Origin of the sequence: Bradyrhizobium sp. CW1, from assembly GCF_023100665.1 — a bacterium.
GTDB classification, from domain to species: domain Bacteria; phylum Pseudomonadota; class Alphaproteobacteria; order Rhizobiales; family Xanthobacteraceae; genus Bradyrhizobium; species Bradyrhizobium canariense_D.
Genome location: NZ_CP064684.1, coordinates 7207798 through 7223715 on the forward strand (window position 1 = coordinate 7207798; position 15918 = coordinate 7223715).

12 protein-coding genes and 1 pseudogene are annotated in these 15918 nt (G+C 65.0%); 8 read left to right on the top strand and 5 right to left on the bottom strand.

The genetic code is table 11. From position 1 onward, the window contains the following. Positions 1-8 precede the first annotated feature (8 nt). On the top strand, positions 9-2885 hold the full coding sequence (locus tag IVB54_RS34555; RefSeq protein WP_247776944.1) for an EAL domain-containing protein: 2877 nt from the start codon (positions 9-11) through the stop codon (positions 2883-2885). Positions 2886-2898: 13 nt separating this feature from the next. On the opposite strand, the gene IVB54_RS34560 is transcribed toward IVB54_RS34555, so the two are convergent. Next, the gene (locus IVB54_RS34560) at positions 2899-3168 is read right to left on the bottom strand and encodes a hypothetical protein (protein WP_018454627.1); all 270 of its coding nucleotides are present in this window, start codon (positions 3166-3168) and stop codon (positions 2899-2901) included. Positions 3169-3312: 144 nt separating this feature from the next. Here IVB54_RS34560 and IVB54_RS34565 point away from each other — a divergent pair, with 144 nt between their 5' ends. Further along, positions 3313-4809, top strand: a complete 1497-nt coding sequence (locus tag IVB54_RS34565) for a diguanylate cyclase (protein WP_247294148.1) — start codon at positions 3313-3315, stop codon at positions 4807-4809. 106 nt (positions 4810-4915) lie between these two features. Here the strand turns inward: IVB54_RS34565 and IVB54_RS34570 are convergent, their stop codons facing one another. After that, a complete protein-coding gene (locus IVB54_RS34570; RefSeq protein ID WP_026232775.1) occupies positions 4916-5791 on the bottom strand; it encodes a UTP--glucose-1-phosphate uridylyltransferase in 876 nt (291 codons plus the stop codon). A gap of 203 nt (positions 5792-5994) precedes the next feature. On the opposite strand from IVB54_RS34570, the gene IVB54_RS34575 reads away from it, so the two are divergent. Together IVB54_RS34575 and IVB54_RS34580 are read left to right on the top strand one after the other, a co-directional pair. Continuing rightward, a complete protein-coding gene (locus IVB54_RS34575; RefSeq protein ID WP_198293349.1) occupies positions 5995-7392 on the top strand; it encodes a lytic murein transglycosylase in 1398 nt (465 codons plus the stop codon). 215 nt (positions 7393-7607) lie between these two features. Further along, the gene (locus IVB54_RS34580) at positions 7608-9296 is read left to right on the top strand and encodes an SGNH family hydrolase (protein WP_018454631.1); all 1689 of its coding nucleotides are present in this window, start codon (positions 7608-7610) and stop codon (positions 9294-9296) included. A 174-nt stretch (positions 9297-9470) separates the two neighbouring features. Here the strand turns inward: IVB54_RS34580 and IVB54_RS34585 are convergent, their stop codons facing one another. Together IVB54_RS34585 and IVB54_RS34590 are read right to left on the bottom strand one after the other, a co-directional pair. After that, positions 9471-9839 carry a CsbD family protein gene (locus IVB54_RS34585; RefSeq protein WP_018454632.1) on the bottom strand — a complete coding sequence of 123 codons (369 nt, stop codon included), beginning with the start codon at positions 9837-9839 and terminating at the stop codon, positions 9471-9473. A 73-nt stretch (positions 9840-9912) separates the two neighbouring features. Beyond that, positions 9913-10650: an SDR family oxidoreductase gene (locus IVB54_RS34590; RefSeq protein ID WP_018454633.1), complete on the bottom strand. Its 738-nt coding sequence runs from the start codon at positions 10648-10650 to the stop codon at positions 9913-9915. A 99-nt stretch (positions 10651-10749) separates the two neighbouring features. On the opposite strand from IVB54_RS34590, the pseudogene IVB54_RS34595 reads away from it, so the two are divergent. Beyond that, positions 10750-11530: pseudogene (locus tag IVB54_RS34595) on the top strand (SDR family NAD(P)-dependent oxidoreductase). Between the two features lie 201 nt (positions 11531-11731). After that, on the top strand, positions 11732-12619 hold the full coding sequence (locus tag IVB54_RS34600) for a TauD/TfdA family dioxygenase (RefSeq protein WP_018454635.1): 888 nt from the start codon (positions 11732-11734) through the stop codon (positions 12617-12619). A 157-nt stretch (positions 12620-12776) separates the two neighbouring features. Here IVB54_RS34600 and IVB54_RS34605 read toward each other — a convergent pair whose 3' ends face one another. Continuing rightward, positions 12777-13421 carry a YqgE/AlgH family protein gene (locus IVB54_RS34605; protein WP_018454636.1) on the bottom strand — a complete coding sequence of 215 codons (645 nt, stop codon included), beginning with the start codon at positions 13419-13421 and terminating at the stop codon, positions 12777-12779. 142 nt (positions 13422-13563) lie between these two features. Here IVB54_RS34605 and IVB54_RS34610 point away from each other — a divergent pair, with 142 nt between their 5' ends. Both IVB54_RS34610 and IVB54_RS34615 read left to right on the top strand, forming a co-directional pair. Then, the gene (locus tag IVB54_RS34610; protein WP_018454637.1) at positions 13564-14403 is read left to right on the top strand and encodes a protein-disulfide reductase DsbD domain-containing protein; all 840 of its coding nucleotides are present in this window, start codon (positions 13564-13566) and stop codon (positions 14401-14403) included. A 138-nt stretch (positions 14404-14541) separates the two neighbouring features. After that, positions 14542-15900 carry a flippase gene (locus tag IVB54_RS34615; RefSeq protein WP_018454638.1) on the top strand — a complete coding sequence of 453 codons (1359 nt, stop codon included), beginning with the start codon at positions 14542-14544 and terminating at the stop codon, positions 15898-15900. Positions 15901-15918: the final 18 nt, after the last annotated feature.

The window sequence follows — 15918 nt, forward strand, 5'->3', positions numbered from 1 at the left end:
AACTGACCTTGCGTCTGATCAGGTGCCTCGCGCCCATAGCGCTGGGCCTCATGATTCTCGTCTGCGCGTTCCCGGCGCGCGCGCTGGACGCTGTCAGCGTCCGCGGTGACGCGCCCGCGATCGACCTCACCGGCGTGCTCGAGCATCAGCGCAGCGACGCCGACCGCATCCAGGTCTCGACCGCGCCCGGCACCGACGGCATCGTCCGCCGCATCGAGGTGCGCGCCCGCGAAGGCGGCCAGAACTGGGTGGTGTTCGCGCTCGCCAACAACACCGACGACCAGCTCGACCGCCTGATCGTCGCTCCGCATTACCGTATCGTCTCCTCGGGGCTGCTGTGGCCCGACCTCGGGCTGTCGCGCATCGCGACCATCACGCCCTCGACCGGCGACCGGCCGGAGCGGCAGGAGAGCCCGACCGCCGACGTCTTCCGCGTCACCCTCGATCCCGGCGCGGTCGTCACCTTCGTCGCGGAGCTGCGCACCGACAAGCTGCCGCAGCTCTATCTGTGGGAGCCGGAATCCTACAAGGACAAGGTCAACTCGTTCACGCTGTACCAGGGCATCGTGATCGGCATCTCCGGCTTGCTGGCGCTGGTGCTGACAATCCTGTTCGTGGTCAAGGGCAGCATCATGTTCCCGGCCGCCGCGGCGCTGGCTTGGGCGGTGTTGGTCTATATCGGCGTCGATTTCGGCTTCTGGGGCAAGGTGCTCGACATCTCGAACAACGCCGAGCGCATCTGGCGCGCGGCGGGTGAGGCGATCCTGGCGGCGACGCTGCTGGTGTTCCTGTTCGCCTATCTCAATCTCAGTCGATGGCACGTGCGCTATTCCCACATCACCGTGGGCTGGCTCGCGTTCCTGGGATCACTGGTGGCGCTGGCCCTGTTCGACCCTGCGGTGGCCTCCGGCATCGCGCGCATATCGCTGGTGCTGATTGCCTTCGCCGGCTTCGCGCTGATCGTCTATCTCTCCACCCACGGCTTCGACCGCGCTGTGCTGCTGATCCCGACCTGGTTCCTGCTGGTGGTCTGGGTGGTCGCGGCCGGCATGACGGTCGCAGGCTCCGTCACCAACGACATCGTCGGCCCTGCGCTGCTCGGCGGCCTCGTGCTGATCGTGATGCTGATCGGCTTCACGGTGATGCAGCATGCGTTCGCCGGCGGCGGCGCCACCACCGGCGTCGTCTCCGACATCGAGCGCCGCGCGCTGGCGCTGGCCGGTTCCGGCGATTTGATCTGGGACTGGGACGTGTCCGCCGACAAGGTCTTTACCAGCCCTGAGACCGAGGCCCTGCTCGGCCTCAAGCGCGGCACGCTGGAAGGCCCGGCCGCCTCCTGGCTCGAAGTGCTGCACCCGCTCGACCAGGACCGTTTCCGCGCCGCGCTCGACAGCGTGCTCGACCAGCGCCGCGGCCGCTTGGTGCAGGATTTCCGCCTGCGCACGCCGGACGGTCACTTCATGTGGTTCGCGCTGAAGGCGCGCCCGGTGGTCGGCTCCGACGGCGAGGTCTCGCGCGTGGTCGGCACCCTCACCGACGTCACCGAGCTGCGCAACGCCGAGGAGCGCCTGCTGCACGATTCGGTGCATGACAATCTCACCGGCCTGCCCAACCGCAAGCTGTTCATGGACCGGCTCGGCGCCGTCGCGCATTTCGCCAAGACCATGCCGACGCTGCGGCCGACGCTGATGGTGATCGACCTCGACCGCTTCAAGCAGGTCAACGATTCCGTCGGCATCGCGGTCGGCGATTCCATCCTGCTGACGCTGGCCCGCCGCCTCACCCGCATCCTGAAGCCGCAGGATACGCTGGCGCGGCTCGCGGGCGACCAGTTCGGCTTGATCCTGCTCTCGGAGCAGGACCCCGCCCGCATCACCGCCTTCGCCGAGACCATCCGCAAGACCATCCGCGCGCCGATCGCCTTCAACGAACGCGAAATCTTTCTCACGGCCTCGATCGGCCTCGCCTTGTCCGATCCGCAAGTTCAGCTCACGGACGAGATCATCAAGGACGCCGAGCTCGCGATGTATCACTCCAAGCGCATCGGCGGCGACCGCATCGACGTCTACAAGTCCGCGATGCGCGCGCGAAAAACCGACCGGCTGACGCTGGAGAGCGAACTGCGCCGCGCCATCGAGCGGCAGGAGCTCACGATCCTGTACCAGCCGATCGTGCGGCTTGAAGACCGTTCGGTCGCCGGCTTCGAGGCGCTGGTGCGCTGGGATCATCCCAAGCTCGGACGCATGGCGCCCTCGGAATTCATCACCATCGCGGAAGAGACCGGCCTGATCATCGACCTCGGCATGTTCGTGCTCGACCAGACCGCCAAGCAGCTCTCGATCTGGCAGCGCGCGATGCGCTCGCGCGAGCCGATCTTCGCATCGGTCAACGTCTCCTCGCGCCAATTGCTGCGCCACGATCTGATCCACGACATCCGCACCGTGCTGTCGCGCTCCTCGGTCGCGCGCGGCACGCTGAAGCTGGAGCTGACGGAATCGCTGGTGATGGAGAATCCGGAGCACGCGGCGCAGATGCTGACGCGCATCCGCGAACTCGGCACCGGGCTGTCGCTCGACGATTTCGGCACCGGCCATTCGTCGCTGGCCTATCTGCAGCGCTTCCCGTTCGACACCATCAAGATCGACCAGTCCTTCGTGCGCACCACCAACCGCGGCACCCGCCCGGTGATCCTGAAGTCCATCATCGCGCTCGCGCACGACCTCGGCATGGACGTGGTCGCCGAAGGTGCCGAGACCGATTCCGACGCGGTCGAGCTCTACCAGATGGGCTGCGAATACGCGCAAGGGTTTGCCTTTGGCGAACCCATGGATGCCGACGCCGCGATGCGCCTGCTCACGGAAGTGCGCCTGGAAGCGGCGAGCTGACTTTCCCTTCGCCTCACCCAGGCCTGCGCCGGTCACTCTTCAGCTTGGTGAACCGCACGCTCGCACCGTCCGGCATCCGCATCGCCTTGAAACCCGCGGCGAGGCAGGCTTCGCGTTGCGGCATCTGGATATCCGGGCTGCGCAGGCTGTCCCACCATGAGGCACGATTCGCCGCGCGCGGCAGGGCCGCGCCGATAATCTCTTCGATCTGTTCATAGGTCAGCACGAATTCCGCCTGCTTCTGCCGCATCAGATAATCGCGCAACGCGTCGTAGTCGTTCACCGCTGTCCTCTTCGCTGGTCGAAGCTCCGCTTTGCCCAAAAACGTGAGCCGCGGAAACCAATTTTTAACTCATTCCGGCAGCGCCGTCCCGGCTTAAACACTACTCAAGCTTTCGGGCGCATTCACTGGTGTCGGGAGCAAACGATGTTGTCTCGATGGCGCGACGTCACGGCCCGCCGGCCATGGCGGCTTTCGGCGAAGCTGCTGATCATCTCGTCCGTGGTGACGGTGATCGGCTTTTCCGCCATTTGCGTCAACGTCATGCTGGACATGCGCCGCGGCGAGGAGGCGCTCGCCCGCCAGACGCTGGAAAACCTGGCGACGACCATCGAGTCCGACGTCAGCCGCAACATCGAGATCTACGATCTGGCCCTTAAGGCGGTCGCCAGCAACATGCTGCTGCCGGAAATCGCCACGGTCTCGAAGCCGATCCGTCACCTCATCCTGTTCGACCATTCGACCACGGCGAGGCATTTCGGCGCGATCCAGGTGTTCGACGCCGACGGCCGGTTGACCATTGACGCCTCGACGCTCGATCCCGTTGTCGTGAACCGGGGCGACGAGGATTACTTCAAGGCCCATCGGGACAATCCGCAAGCCGGGCTCTTCATCAGCCGTCCCATGCTGTTCCGCGGCGCTTATTCGATCGTGCTGAGCCGGCGCATCAGCGATACCGACGGCGGCTTTCTCGGCGTCGTCGCCGGATCGATCCGCTTCAGCTATTTCCACGAATTGTTCGAGCGGCTGAGCCTCGATCCCGACGATACCATCACCGTGCTCAGGCGCGACCGTACCGTCATGATGCGGCGGCCGTTTGATCTCGACGTGATCGGCACGAATCTGGCCGACCGGCCGGTCTGGAAGGCCGAAAATCTGAAGGTCGGCAGCGCATTCGCCGGACAGGGGCCGATCGACGGCACGCCGCGGCTCTATGTCCGCAGCGGTGGGACCAGCCCGCTATTCGTGGTGGCAGGTAAGCCACTGAACACCGTGTTCGAGCTCTGGCAGAGGGAAGCCTACCGCATCGGCGCCGTGGTCGTGGCGCTCAGCCTGTTCATGCTGGCATCGACGCTGGTGCTCGCGCGCGAGATCGGCCGGCGCGCCGAGGCCGAGCGCAAGCTCGAGGAGATGGCGACGACCGACGCGCTCACCGGCCTGAAGAACCGCCGCAAGTTCGACCAGGTGATCGACGTCGAATGGCGCCGCGCGATGCGGCAGCAGACGCCGATCGCGCTCTTGATGATCGATGCCGATCACTTCAAGGCCTACAACGACACGTTCGGCCACCAGGCCGGCGACCAGGTGCTGGTCGGCATCGCCATCTGCATTTCCGATTCGGTGAGCCGCGCCGGCGACTGCGCCGCGCGCTATGGCGGTGAGGAATTCGCCGTGCTGCTGCCGGGCACCTCGGTCACGGACGCCCTCCTGGTGGCCGAGACGATCCGCGCCAAGGTGCAGGGATGGTCCGACGACCACACGAGCTCGACGGTGTCCTGCGGCATCGCGAGCCTCGTTCCCACCACCGGCATGGACTGGCCGATCCTGGTCGCCGCCGCCGACAAGGCGCTCTACGCCGCAAAAGCCGGCGGCCGCAACCAGTCGGTGGTCGCAAGCTTGCCGAAGCTGTCGCTGGTGGCGTGAGGGTTTCGTTCCGTCATTGCGAGCGAAGCGAAGCAATCCAGACTGTCTCCGCGAAGACAGCCTGGATTGCTTCGTCGCTTCGCTCCTCGCAATGACGAGCGGAGCGCTACTGCCCCAAATACTTCTTCATTTCCGCAATGAGCCCGTCACGCAGCTCCGGCCGCTTCAGGCCGTAGGCGATGTTGGCGCGGAGGAAGCCGGGCTTGGAGCCGCAATCATGGCGCTCGCCCTCGAACTCGACGCCGTAGAAGCTTTGCGATCTGGCGAGGCCGATCATGGCATCGGTGAGCTGGATCTCTCCGCCGGCGCCGCGCTCCTGGGTCTCCAGGATCTTGAAGATCTCCGGCTGCAGGATGTAGCGGCCGGTGATCGAGAGGTTGGAGGGCGCGGTGCCCTTGGCCGGCTTCTCGACCATGCCGTCGACCTCGAACATCTTGCCGGTGCGTTTGCCGACGCCGCAGATGCCGTATTGATGGGTCAGATGGTCGGGCACCGCCTCGACCGCGATGACATTGGATTTTTCGCCGAGCTTGCTGGCGGTGTCGATCATCTGCTTCAGGCAGCCGGGCGAATTGAGCACGAGCTCGTCCGGCAGCACGACCGCGAACGGCTCGTTGCCGACGATGTCGCGTGCGCACCAGACCGCGTGACCGAGGCCGAGCGGCGCCTGCTGGCGGGTGAAGCTGACGGCGCCGGCCTCCGGCTGGTTCTGCGCCAGAACGTCCTGCTCGGTCTTCTTGCCGCGCGCGGCCAGCGTCGCATCGAGCTCGAACATCCGGTCGAAATGATCTTCGATGACACTTTTGTTGCGGCCGGTGACAAAGATGAAGTGCTCGATGCCGGCTTCCCGGGCCTCGTCATAGACGTACTGGATCAGCGGCTTGTCGACGATCGTCAGCATTTCCTTCGGCATCGCCTTGGTGGCGGGCAGGACGCGGGTGCCGAGGCCGGCAACGGGAAATACGGCTTTGCGGATTTTCATGGGATTGATCGAATACCTGAGGAACACGTGAAGGGAGCAATGGCATCTTGCTAGCTTGTTTGCAGCCGCCAACAAAGGCGGATGTGGGGCCTCATCCTCACAGAGTTAAGAAAAAGGCCACCATCAAAATTTCACCTTTGTTAAGCTGTTGGCAACCGTAACCAGGCCTCCTGATGGCGGATTTTGGCCGGACAGGTGTGGACATGATGCAATCAATGGCAGGGCTGGCAAAACGGGGCGGGTCCGTGACCGGTGCGACGATGATTGCGACCGCCCTGCTGTTCCCACTTCCCGCCAGCGCGCAGGCTCAGAACGGTTTGTCCAATCTGTTCGGCGGTATTTTCTCCGGCCCGAACCAGGCGCCTTCGCCAGCAGCGCCCGGGCCCAGCGGCGCTCAAACGGGAGTTCAACCTTGGACCGGCGAGGATGGCGCCTCCGGGCATCCGCTGATGACAGCCGCCGCGATCCGAGAGGCCGCGGGTAACTTCAACAATTGCGTCGCAGGCATGTGGCCCGATGCCGCACGGCGCAACATCACGCAGGAAAATTTCCAGCGCTTCACTGAAGGCCTCGCGCCCGATCTGCGCATCATGGACCTGATGGATTCGCAGCCCGAGTTCACCAAGTCGATTTGGGATTATCTCGACATCCTCGTGAACGACAACCGCCTCGCCAAGGGCCGCGAGGTCCTGGCCAAATACAAGGCGCAGTTCGAGGCCACCGAAAAAGCCACCGGCGTCGATCGTTATGTCATCGCCTCGATCTGGGGCATCGAGTCCAACTACTCGACGCAGATGGGCGACCGCAGCGTGCTGCAATCGACCGCGACGCTCGCCTGCATCGGCCGCCGCCAGGCTTACTTCAAGGACGAATTCCTCTCCGCGCTGGAGATCCTCAACCGCGGCGATCTCAGGCCCGAACAATTGCGCGGCTCCTGGGCCGGCGCCTTCGGCCCGACCCAGTTCATGCCGACCGCGTTCAAGCGCTTTGCCGTGGACGGCGACGGCGACGGCCGGCGTGACGTCGTCGACAATCCCTCCGACCTGATTGCGTCGACCGCCAACAATCTGAAGAAGGACGGCTGGCAGGCCGGCCAGACCTGGGGCTACGAGGTCGTGGTGCCCCAAGGCTTCAACTACATGCTGGCCGACCGCGCCAAGGCGATGACGGTAGCGCAGTGGGAGAAGCTCGGCCTCAAGCGCCCGACCAACCAGCCCTTCCCGCATCCAGCCGAGAAGGCCTATCTGCTGGCGCCGGCCGGTGCCCAAGGGCCCGGCTTCCTGATGCTGCAGAACTTCCGGGTCATCATGAAGTACAACCCGGCCGAGGCCTATGCGCTGGCGATTGGCCATTTCGCCGATCGCCTCCGCGGCGGCCAGCCGTTCGTTCAGCCCTGGCCGCGGCAGGAACGGGAGCTGTCCCGGACCGAGCGGCTGGAACTCCAGCAGCTGCTGGCCCAGCGCGGCTTCTACAGGGGCACCCCCGACGGCCAGTTCGGCGGCCAGACCCGGGAAGCCCTGCGCAACTTCCAGGCCTCGATCGGGGTCCCCGCGGATGGATTTGCCTCCTCCGACGCGCTGAATCGGCTGCGGGGGCAGTAAAATCGCGCCGAAAGTAACCCTGAACAGGGATTTTGGCCGGCAGTCTTGACCGGGGCGGCGGTTCGCCGTGTATGGGCCAATAATTCTGGGCCGAGAATCTGGGCCCAGAATCTCAAGGATCTGAAGAGAATCTGAAAGAGAATCTGCCCGTTTGGCGCCCGATTCCGTTATTATATCGAGCCTGTCCTGATCCCTATTGCACGTGCCGAGATCGCATGTCGAAGAAGTCCCTGTTCAAGGTGCTGACCGAGACCGGCCCGCTGATCGCGCTGGGGACGGCGCTTGCGATTCTGGTGTCGGTCGCGGGACCCGCCTCGGCGCAGTTCTTCAACTTCCCCGGCTTCGGCGGCCCGCCGCAGCGCTCGGCTCCGCCGCCGCCGCGCAACGGCGGAGGCGGAGGCGGCGGATGGTTCGGCGGCGACTTCTTCGCGCCGTTCCAGCAGCAACAGCCGCAAGCGCCGCGCCAGGATTTTTCGCGCGCACCGGCGCCGGCCAAGCGCGACACCATTCCCGACAGGAACGTGCTGGTGATCGGCGACGCCATGGCTGACTGGCTCGCCTACGGCCTGGAGGACGCCTACACCGAGCAGCCCGACATGGGCGTGATCCGCAAGCACAAGACCACGTCGGGCCTAATCAAGTACCAGCCCAAGGGCGAGCCCTCGGACTGGACCGCTGCTGCGAAAGGCATTCTCGAGACCGAGAAGCCCGACGTGATCGTGGTGATGCTCGGCCTCAACGACCGCATCGCGATCCGCGAGGCGGCAGCACCCGATAAATCGGACAAGGCGACGGACAAGGACAAGAAGAACGACAAGGGCGCGCGCGGCAAACCACCGGCCAAGCCTGGCGATGCCAAGCCCGGCGACACCGCCGCGAAGCCGGATGACAAGCCGGCCGATGCCGACCTGCCGCAGGATGATGCCGACAACGCTGACGCACCGGCGGTCGCCGCGCCCGAGAAGACCGCGCGCAACCCGAACGGCCTCTACGAATTCCGCGACGAGCGCTGGGTCGAGCTCTACGGCAAGAAGATCGAGGAGCTCGCCAACGTCCTCAAGTCCAAGGGCGTGCCGGTGCTCTGGGTCGGCCTGCCCGCCATCCGTGGCCCCAAGGGCACCGCGGACATGCTGTTCCTGGATTCGCTCTATCGCGAAGGCGCGGCCAAGGCCGGCATCACCTATGTCGACGTCTGGGACGGCTTTGTCGACGAAGCCGGCCGCTTCTTGCAGAAGGGCCCGGACTTCGAAGGCCAGATCCGTCAGCTCCGCAGCGGTGACGGCGTCTATTTCACGAAACCCGGCGCGCGCAAGCTCGCCCACTATGTCGAGCGCGAGATCACCCGCCTGCTCGCCGGGCGCTCCGGCCCGATCGCGCTGCCGAGCGAACCGGCGACCCCCGACACCAGTGCCGAACCCGGCAAGCCCGCGCCGCGGCCGCTGGCCGGTCCGATCGTGCCGCTGGTTGCGGCCTCGATCTCGACCGATCAATTGCTGGGTGGGCCGGGCTCACGTCCTGCCGCCGTCGATGCGCTCGCTGCGAAGACGATGGTGAAGGGCGAGCCACTGGCTGCGCCCGCCGGCCGCGCCGACGATTATGCCTGGCCGCGCCGCGAAGTCGGCCGCGAGCAGGCCAAGGGCGATACGCCGGTCGCCACGACGACACCCGATGGCGGTACGCCGGGTGCGGCCGCGGCGATCGCCCCGCCAAAGCTTGCGCCGAAGAAGCCACCGGCGCCGCAGCAACCGGCACAGGCAGCGCCATCGATGCGCGATTTCTTCGGCTTTGGCTCGCCGCCGCCCCCGCCGCGTCAATTGGCGCCGGCGCCGCGCAATCCGAATCCCAACCCTGCGATCCCGCGTCCGCCTGGCAACGTCGGGCGATCGGCGGAAGTGTTCCGATAATTTTCTAAGCTGAGCTCTCGTGTCCCGGACGCGCTGCAGCGGGAAACGCTGCTGCGCAGAGCCGGGACCCAGCTCGTCCGACAGTCACAAAAAGAATGGGCCCCGGCTCGGCAACGCGGCGTACGCGCCGCGCTGCGTCCGGGGCCCTGATGCTTATCGCGCGTTGGCTTTAGCCTAGTAGCGCCAGCGCGGCGGCGGGCGGCGCGAAGGCCGCGCCATCAGCAGTGCCAGTGCAAAGCCGATGCCGCCGGCGACCAGCAGCGCGCCCATCGGGTTGTCCTGCACCTTCTGGGCAATCGCCTGCGAGCCGTCACGCAAGGTTTCGGCCGGCTTGTCGTAGGCGTCCTTGGCATAGCTTGCCGCGGTGTCCGTGGCGTCACGTACGGCATCCTTGGCCTGGCCGTAAAGATTCTGCACACTGCCGGCGGCTTCGCGTGCCTTGCCGGACGCCTGTGTCTGCGTATCGCTAGCCAAATCTCCGATAGCGCCTTCCGCGCGTCCGGCGAATTCCTTGGCCGATCCGACAATCCGATCCTTATCCATGATGCTCCTCCTCGGGGGTCAGCCCAAGTAACCGATCAGGAGCGGCGCAGTTCCATCTGACTTGAAATTGGACTCAGAGAATCAGCCCGCCGTCGACGACCAATGTCTGGCCGATGATGTAGGACGACAGCGGCGATGCCAGGAACAGCGCCGCGCCCGCCATGTCAGCCGGGGTGCCCAATCGCCGCAGCGGAATGCGTGAAAGTGCACCTTCGAGCCGCTTGGGATTGTCGGTCGTCACCTTCGTCATCTTGGTGTCGACCAGACCGGGCGCGATGCCGTTGACGCGGATGTCATCTTCGGCCCAGGCCTCGCCCAGCGTCCGCGTTAGTCCGACCGCGCCGGTCTTCGACGCGTTGTAAGCGGGATTGCCCATGGTGGAATGATAGGCCGCGGTCGAGGACACCATAATCAGCGATCCCCGCGCGTCCCGCAACATGGGATGGAAGCGCGTGGCGCAGGCCATCAGGCTCATCAAATTGACCTCGACGACCTTGCGAAAGCCCGCCATCTCGAACTCGCCGCGGCGATAGAGCACCGCGCCCTGTGCGAGCACCAGGATATCGAGCCGATCGAACGACGGCTTGAACGCTTCGACCGCTCCGGCATTGCCGACGTCGAGCTGCGCATAGGAAAGACCGGTGAGATCCGAGCCTTCAGCTTGCGAATATTCCTTCGCGTGAGCACGCGTGCCGCAGACCGCAACCTGCGCGCCCCTGACGCGAAAGGCTTGCGCAATGCCGTTGCCGATGCCGCTGGATCCGCCGACAACCAGCACCTGCTTGCCTGAGAAATCGAGCTCGTTCGTCATCGCTGGCCTCCCTCATTGTCTTGCTTGTTTGACCTGTCTGCGGATCGATGACAGCCTTGTCAATCACAACAAGAACAAGCAGGGCTCAGAGGAAACAGCATGGCCGATTTCAAACAACTCAGCCGGTCCGTGAAGGGCCTGACCGTTCTCGTTACCGGCGCGGCCAGCGGCATGGGACGCGCGACGGCGCGCGTGTTTGCCACTGAGGGCGCGAACGTTGCCGTCACCGATTATGACGAGCAGGGCGCGCTGGCCGTCGCGAAGGAGATCGTGGCAAGCGGCGGCGCCGCGAAAGCCTGGAAGCTCGACGTTGCCGACGGCGATAAGATCAAGCGCGTGGTCGGCGACGTCGCTGCACATTTCGGTGGACTCGACATCATCGTCAACAATGCCGGCATCTCCGTGCGCGTCGCGATCGACGACGACGCCTATGAGGAAGCCTGGGGCCAAGGGCCTCGCGGTGATGCTGACGGCGCATCCGCGCATCATCCGCGCCGCGCTGCCTCACTTGCGCAAGTCGAAAAGCCCGCGCATCGTCAACATCGCCTCGACCGAGGCGCTCGGCGCCACCGCATTGCACGGCCCCTATTCGGCGGCGAAGGGCGGCGTCGCCAGCCTCACCCGCTCGCTCGCGGTGGAGCTTGGCCGCGAGGGCATCACCGTCAACTGCATTTGCCCGGGGCCGATCCGCACCGCCATCACCGACCGGATCTCGGAAGAGCACAAGACCATCTACGCCAAGCGCCGCACGGCACTCGGCCGCTACGGTGATCCGGAAGAGGTCGCGCACATGACGCTGAGCCTGTGCCTGCCGGCAGCGTCCTTCCTCACCGGCGCGGTCATCCCTGTCGACGGCGGCCTGATGGCGCGCAACGCGTAAGCGGCACCAAAGGTGCGTAGCCTGGATGGAGCGCAGCGCAATCCGGGGTTCTCACATCGCAGGAAGACTCCCCGGATTACGCTTCGCTCCATCCGGGCTACGGGCAGCTATGCGCGCCCAGCGTTGACATCGCTTGTTACGGGAGTAACTTTTTCCTCGACAGAGCGGGACCAACCGCTCGCGGTTCGCGGGAGAAACGTCATGACGATCGCCATCCGGCAGCTTCACAAACATTTTGTCGGCGAGGTCTCGGGCCTCGACCTGCGGCAACCTCTCACCGAGGCCGAGGCGCGCGAGATCGAAGCCGCCATGGACAAATATGCAGTGCTGGTGTTCCACGACCAGGACATCACCGACGAACAGCAGATGGCCTTTGCGCTAAACTTCGGCCAGCGCGAGGACGCGCGCGGCGGCACGGTCACGAAGGAGAAGGACTACCGGCTCCAATCGGGCCTGAACGACGTTTCCAATCTCGGCAAGGACGGCAAGCCGCTGGCAAAGGACAGCCGCGCGCACCTGTTCAACCTCGGCAATTGCTTGTGGCATTCCGACAGCTCGTTCCGCCCTATCCCGGCAAAATTCTCGCTGCTGTCGGCCCGCGTGCTCAACCCGAAGGGCGGCAATACCGAATTCGCCGACATGCGGGCGGCCTATGACGCGCTCGACGACGAGACCAAGGCGGAGATCGAGGATCTCGTCTGCGAGCACTCGCTGATGTATTCGCGGGGATCGCTGGGCTTCACAGAATACACCGACGAGGAGAAGGAGATGTTCAAGCCGGTGATGCAACGTCTCGTGCGCACCCACCCGGTCCATCGCCGCAAGTCGCTCTATCTCTCATCGCATGCCGGCAAGATTGTCGGCATGAGCGTCCCCGAGGGAAGGCTGCTGCTGCGCGATCTCAACGAGCACGCCACACAAAGCGAGTTCGTCTACGTCCACAAATGGAAGCTGCATGACCTCGTGATGTGGGACAACCGCCAGACCATGCACCGCGTCCGCCGCTACGACCAGTCGCAGCCCCGTGACATGCGCCGCGCGACGGTGGCGGGCACGGAGCCAACGGTGCAGCAGCAGGCGGCGGAGTAGTTCTCCAGTCGTCCTGGACCAGCGAGCGAAGCAGCGCCGATCCAGGACCCATTACCACCGATGTCCAGTTCGGCGAAGGCTGGTGGTTGCCAGCCTGCTTCAACAATTGCAGCCTGGGGTAATGGGTCCTGACCTTCGCCAGGACGACACTGAGGCGCTACGCGTGCCCCGCCTCGTTCGAGAGCATGCCAGGATCGATGCCGATCTTACGCAGCGCGCGTCCGTATTTTTCGTCGACGTCGTCGCCGAAGATCAAATCCGAATCCGCGTCGCAATGCAGCCAGCCATTGCTCTGGATCTCGGTCTCGAGCTGGCCCGGCGCCCAGCCGGCATAGCCGAGCGCCAGGATGGCGTGCTTGGGGCCGGAGCCGTTGGCGATCGCGCGCAGGATGTCGACGGTCGCGGTGAGGCAGACGCCGTCGTCGATCCGGAGCGTCGCATTCTCGATGTAGAAATCGCTGGAATGCAGCACGAAGCCGCGGCCGGTATCGACCGGACCGCCGCGCAGCACCTTCATGCTTTCGGCATTCTCCGGCAGCTTGATGTGCTCGCCCTTGTTGATGATGCCGAGCTGCTGCAACAGCTCGGGGAAGTCGATGCTGCCGGCCGGATGGTTGACGATGATGCCCATCGCGCCTTCGGCGGAGTGGGCGCAGAGATAGATCACCGAGCGCTCGAAGCGCTCGTCGCCCATCACGGGCATGGCGATCAACAGCTGGCCGTCGAGGTAGCCCGCCGAACTCGGGAGCGCGGGGGCTGGCTTGCGGGTGCTTTCGCCCGTCCTCTTGCCTGTGGGAGCCATCGGTGAAGCACTCCGGTTTCAATTCCTATCCTGATGTCGGGCCGGGCCGCTGTCAAATCAAGGCTTTCAGGGACTTGATTCAAGTGCATCCATCACAAGCAATTCAATGGTTTGCCGCCGGGCGACCCTGTAAAGACGTACCATGCTGACAAGAGTTCCCCGGCGTGCGGCGATTGGCGTCGCGACAACCCTGCTCGCGTCCTCGCTGGCGCTTGCGGCCCATGCCGACGACGCATCGCCGTGGCAGCGCGACGGACATTCCGCGGTGCGGTTGCTGGCAGGATCGCGCAGCGGCGCCGTCCTGCTCGGCGGTATCGCCTTCCAGATCCAGCCCGGCTGGAAAACCTATTGGCGCATGCCGGGCGATTCCGGCGTTCCGCCGCGCTTCGATTTCTCGAAGTCCGACAATGTTGAAGCGGTGACGGTGATGTGGCCGGCCCCGCAGAAATTCGACGACGGCGCGGGCGGCCATTCGATCGGCTATCACGACCAGATCGTGCTGCCCCTGCGCATCATCGCCAAGGCGGCCGACAAGCCGGTGACGTTGCGCGCCGAGATCAATTATGCGGTGTGCGAAAAGCTTTGCATTCCCGTCGAGGCCCGCGCCGAGCTTGGCTTCAACAGCGTCGCCTCGACCGAGGACGCCAATTTGCGTGCAGCGCTCGACACCGTGCCCAAACCTGCCGCCATCGGCGATCCCAATCCGCTCACCATCCGCGACGTGAAGCGTGATGGGCCCAAGAATGTGGTGGTCGACGTGGTCGTTCCGGATGCGCGCACCGTCAGTCTGTTCGTGGAAGGTCCGACGCCCGATTGGGCGCTGCCCATCCCGGCGCCGGTCGAGCCCAGCCCACCGGGCGTGAAGCGATTTTCTTTCGAACTCGACGGCCTGCCGCCGGGCGCCCAGCCCGGCGGCGCAGCGCTGAAGTTCACGCTGGTCGGACCGGAGAAGTCGTACGAGTTCAATACCAATCTGGAGTGAGTGGTCGTCCTGGCGTTCGCCCGGACGACATCTTTGATCCAACCGAATCTTAACGAATGGTTGCTAATCCCCAGGGCTACTGCGGCAAGTCTGCCGCAGCATTCGTGTGCGCCTCGGGGATCCTTCGAATTGGCCGTGATGGATGCAGAACCCGCAACGACCGGACCTGCCGGCCTCATCGCGCGGCTGCGCGACAAATTGACGGGCGGGTCGAGCGAAGCGTCGCTGACGCGGCGGCTGGCAGGCACCATCTTCCTCATCCGCGTGATCAGCGCCGGCCTTGCATATTTCTCGCAGGTCCTGCTCGCGCGCTGGATGGGGACGTCGGACTACGGCGTCTATGTCTATGTCTGGACCTGGGTGCTGCTGCTCGGCAGCATGATGGACTTTGGCATCTCGGCCTCCGCGCAAAAGATCATTCCGGAATACCGCAGCCGTGGCGAGCATGCGCTGCTGCGCGGCTTTCTCTCGGGCAGCCGCTGGCTGACCTTTTGCGCCTCCACGCTGGTCTCGCTCGGCCTCGCGGGCATCGTCAAATTGCTCTCGCCCTGGATCGATCCCGCCGAAGTGCTGCCGCTCTACATCGGCTGCATGACGCTGCCCGCTTTCGTCGTCGCCAACACCCAGGACGGCATCGCCCGTTCGCATGACTGGATGCAACTCGGCCTGATGCCGCAATTCATCATCCGCCAGACACTAATCATCGGCATCACGGCTTGCGCCTTCCTGCTCGGCTATCATCTCGGCGCGGTTGCCGCGATGATCGCGAGCGCAGGCGCGGTGTGGATCGCGATGACCGGGCAGATGGTGGTGCTGAACCGCAAGCTCGCCGATCACATCGAGGCGGGCCCCAAGGCCTACGACGTCGGCGGCTGGCTCGCCGTGTCGCTGCCGATCCTGCTGGTCGAAAGCTTCTATTTGCTGCTGTCCTATACCGACGTGCTGGTGCTTCAGCAATTCCGCCCCTCCGACGAGGTCGGCGTCTATTTCGCCGTGGTGAAGACGCTGGCGCTGGTCTCCTTCATCCACTACGCGATGTCGGCGACGACCGCGCATCGCTTCGCCGAATACAACGCGGCTGGCGACAAGGCGCGGCTGTCGGCTTACGTGGCGCATGCCATCAACTGGACGTTCTGGCCGTCGCTGGCGGCGACCATCGTGCTGCTCGCGCTCGGCAAGCCCCTGCTCTGGCTGTTCGGGCCGCAATTCGTGATCGGCTACGACATCATGTTCGTCGCCGCGATTGGCCTCGTGGTCCGTGCCGCGATCGGCCCGGTCGAACGGCTGCTCAACATGCTCGGCCAGCAGAAGATCTGCGCGCTGGCCTATGCGCTGGCCTTTGCGATGAACCTGGTGCTCTGCATCGCGTTGGTGCCGCGCTTCGGCGGCCATGGCGCGGCGGCCGCGACCTCGATCTCGCTCAGTTTCGAGACGGTGCTGCTGTTCTGGATCGTGCGACAGCGGCTCGGCCTGCACGTGCTGGCGTTTGGGAAATAGACTTCCGACTGCCTTCGC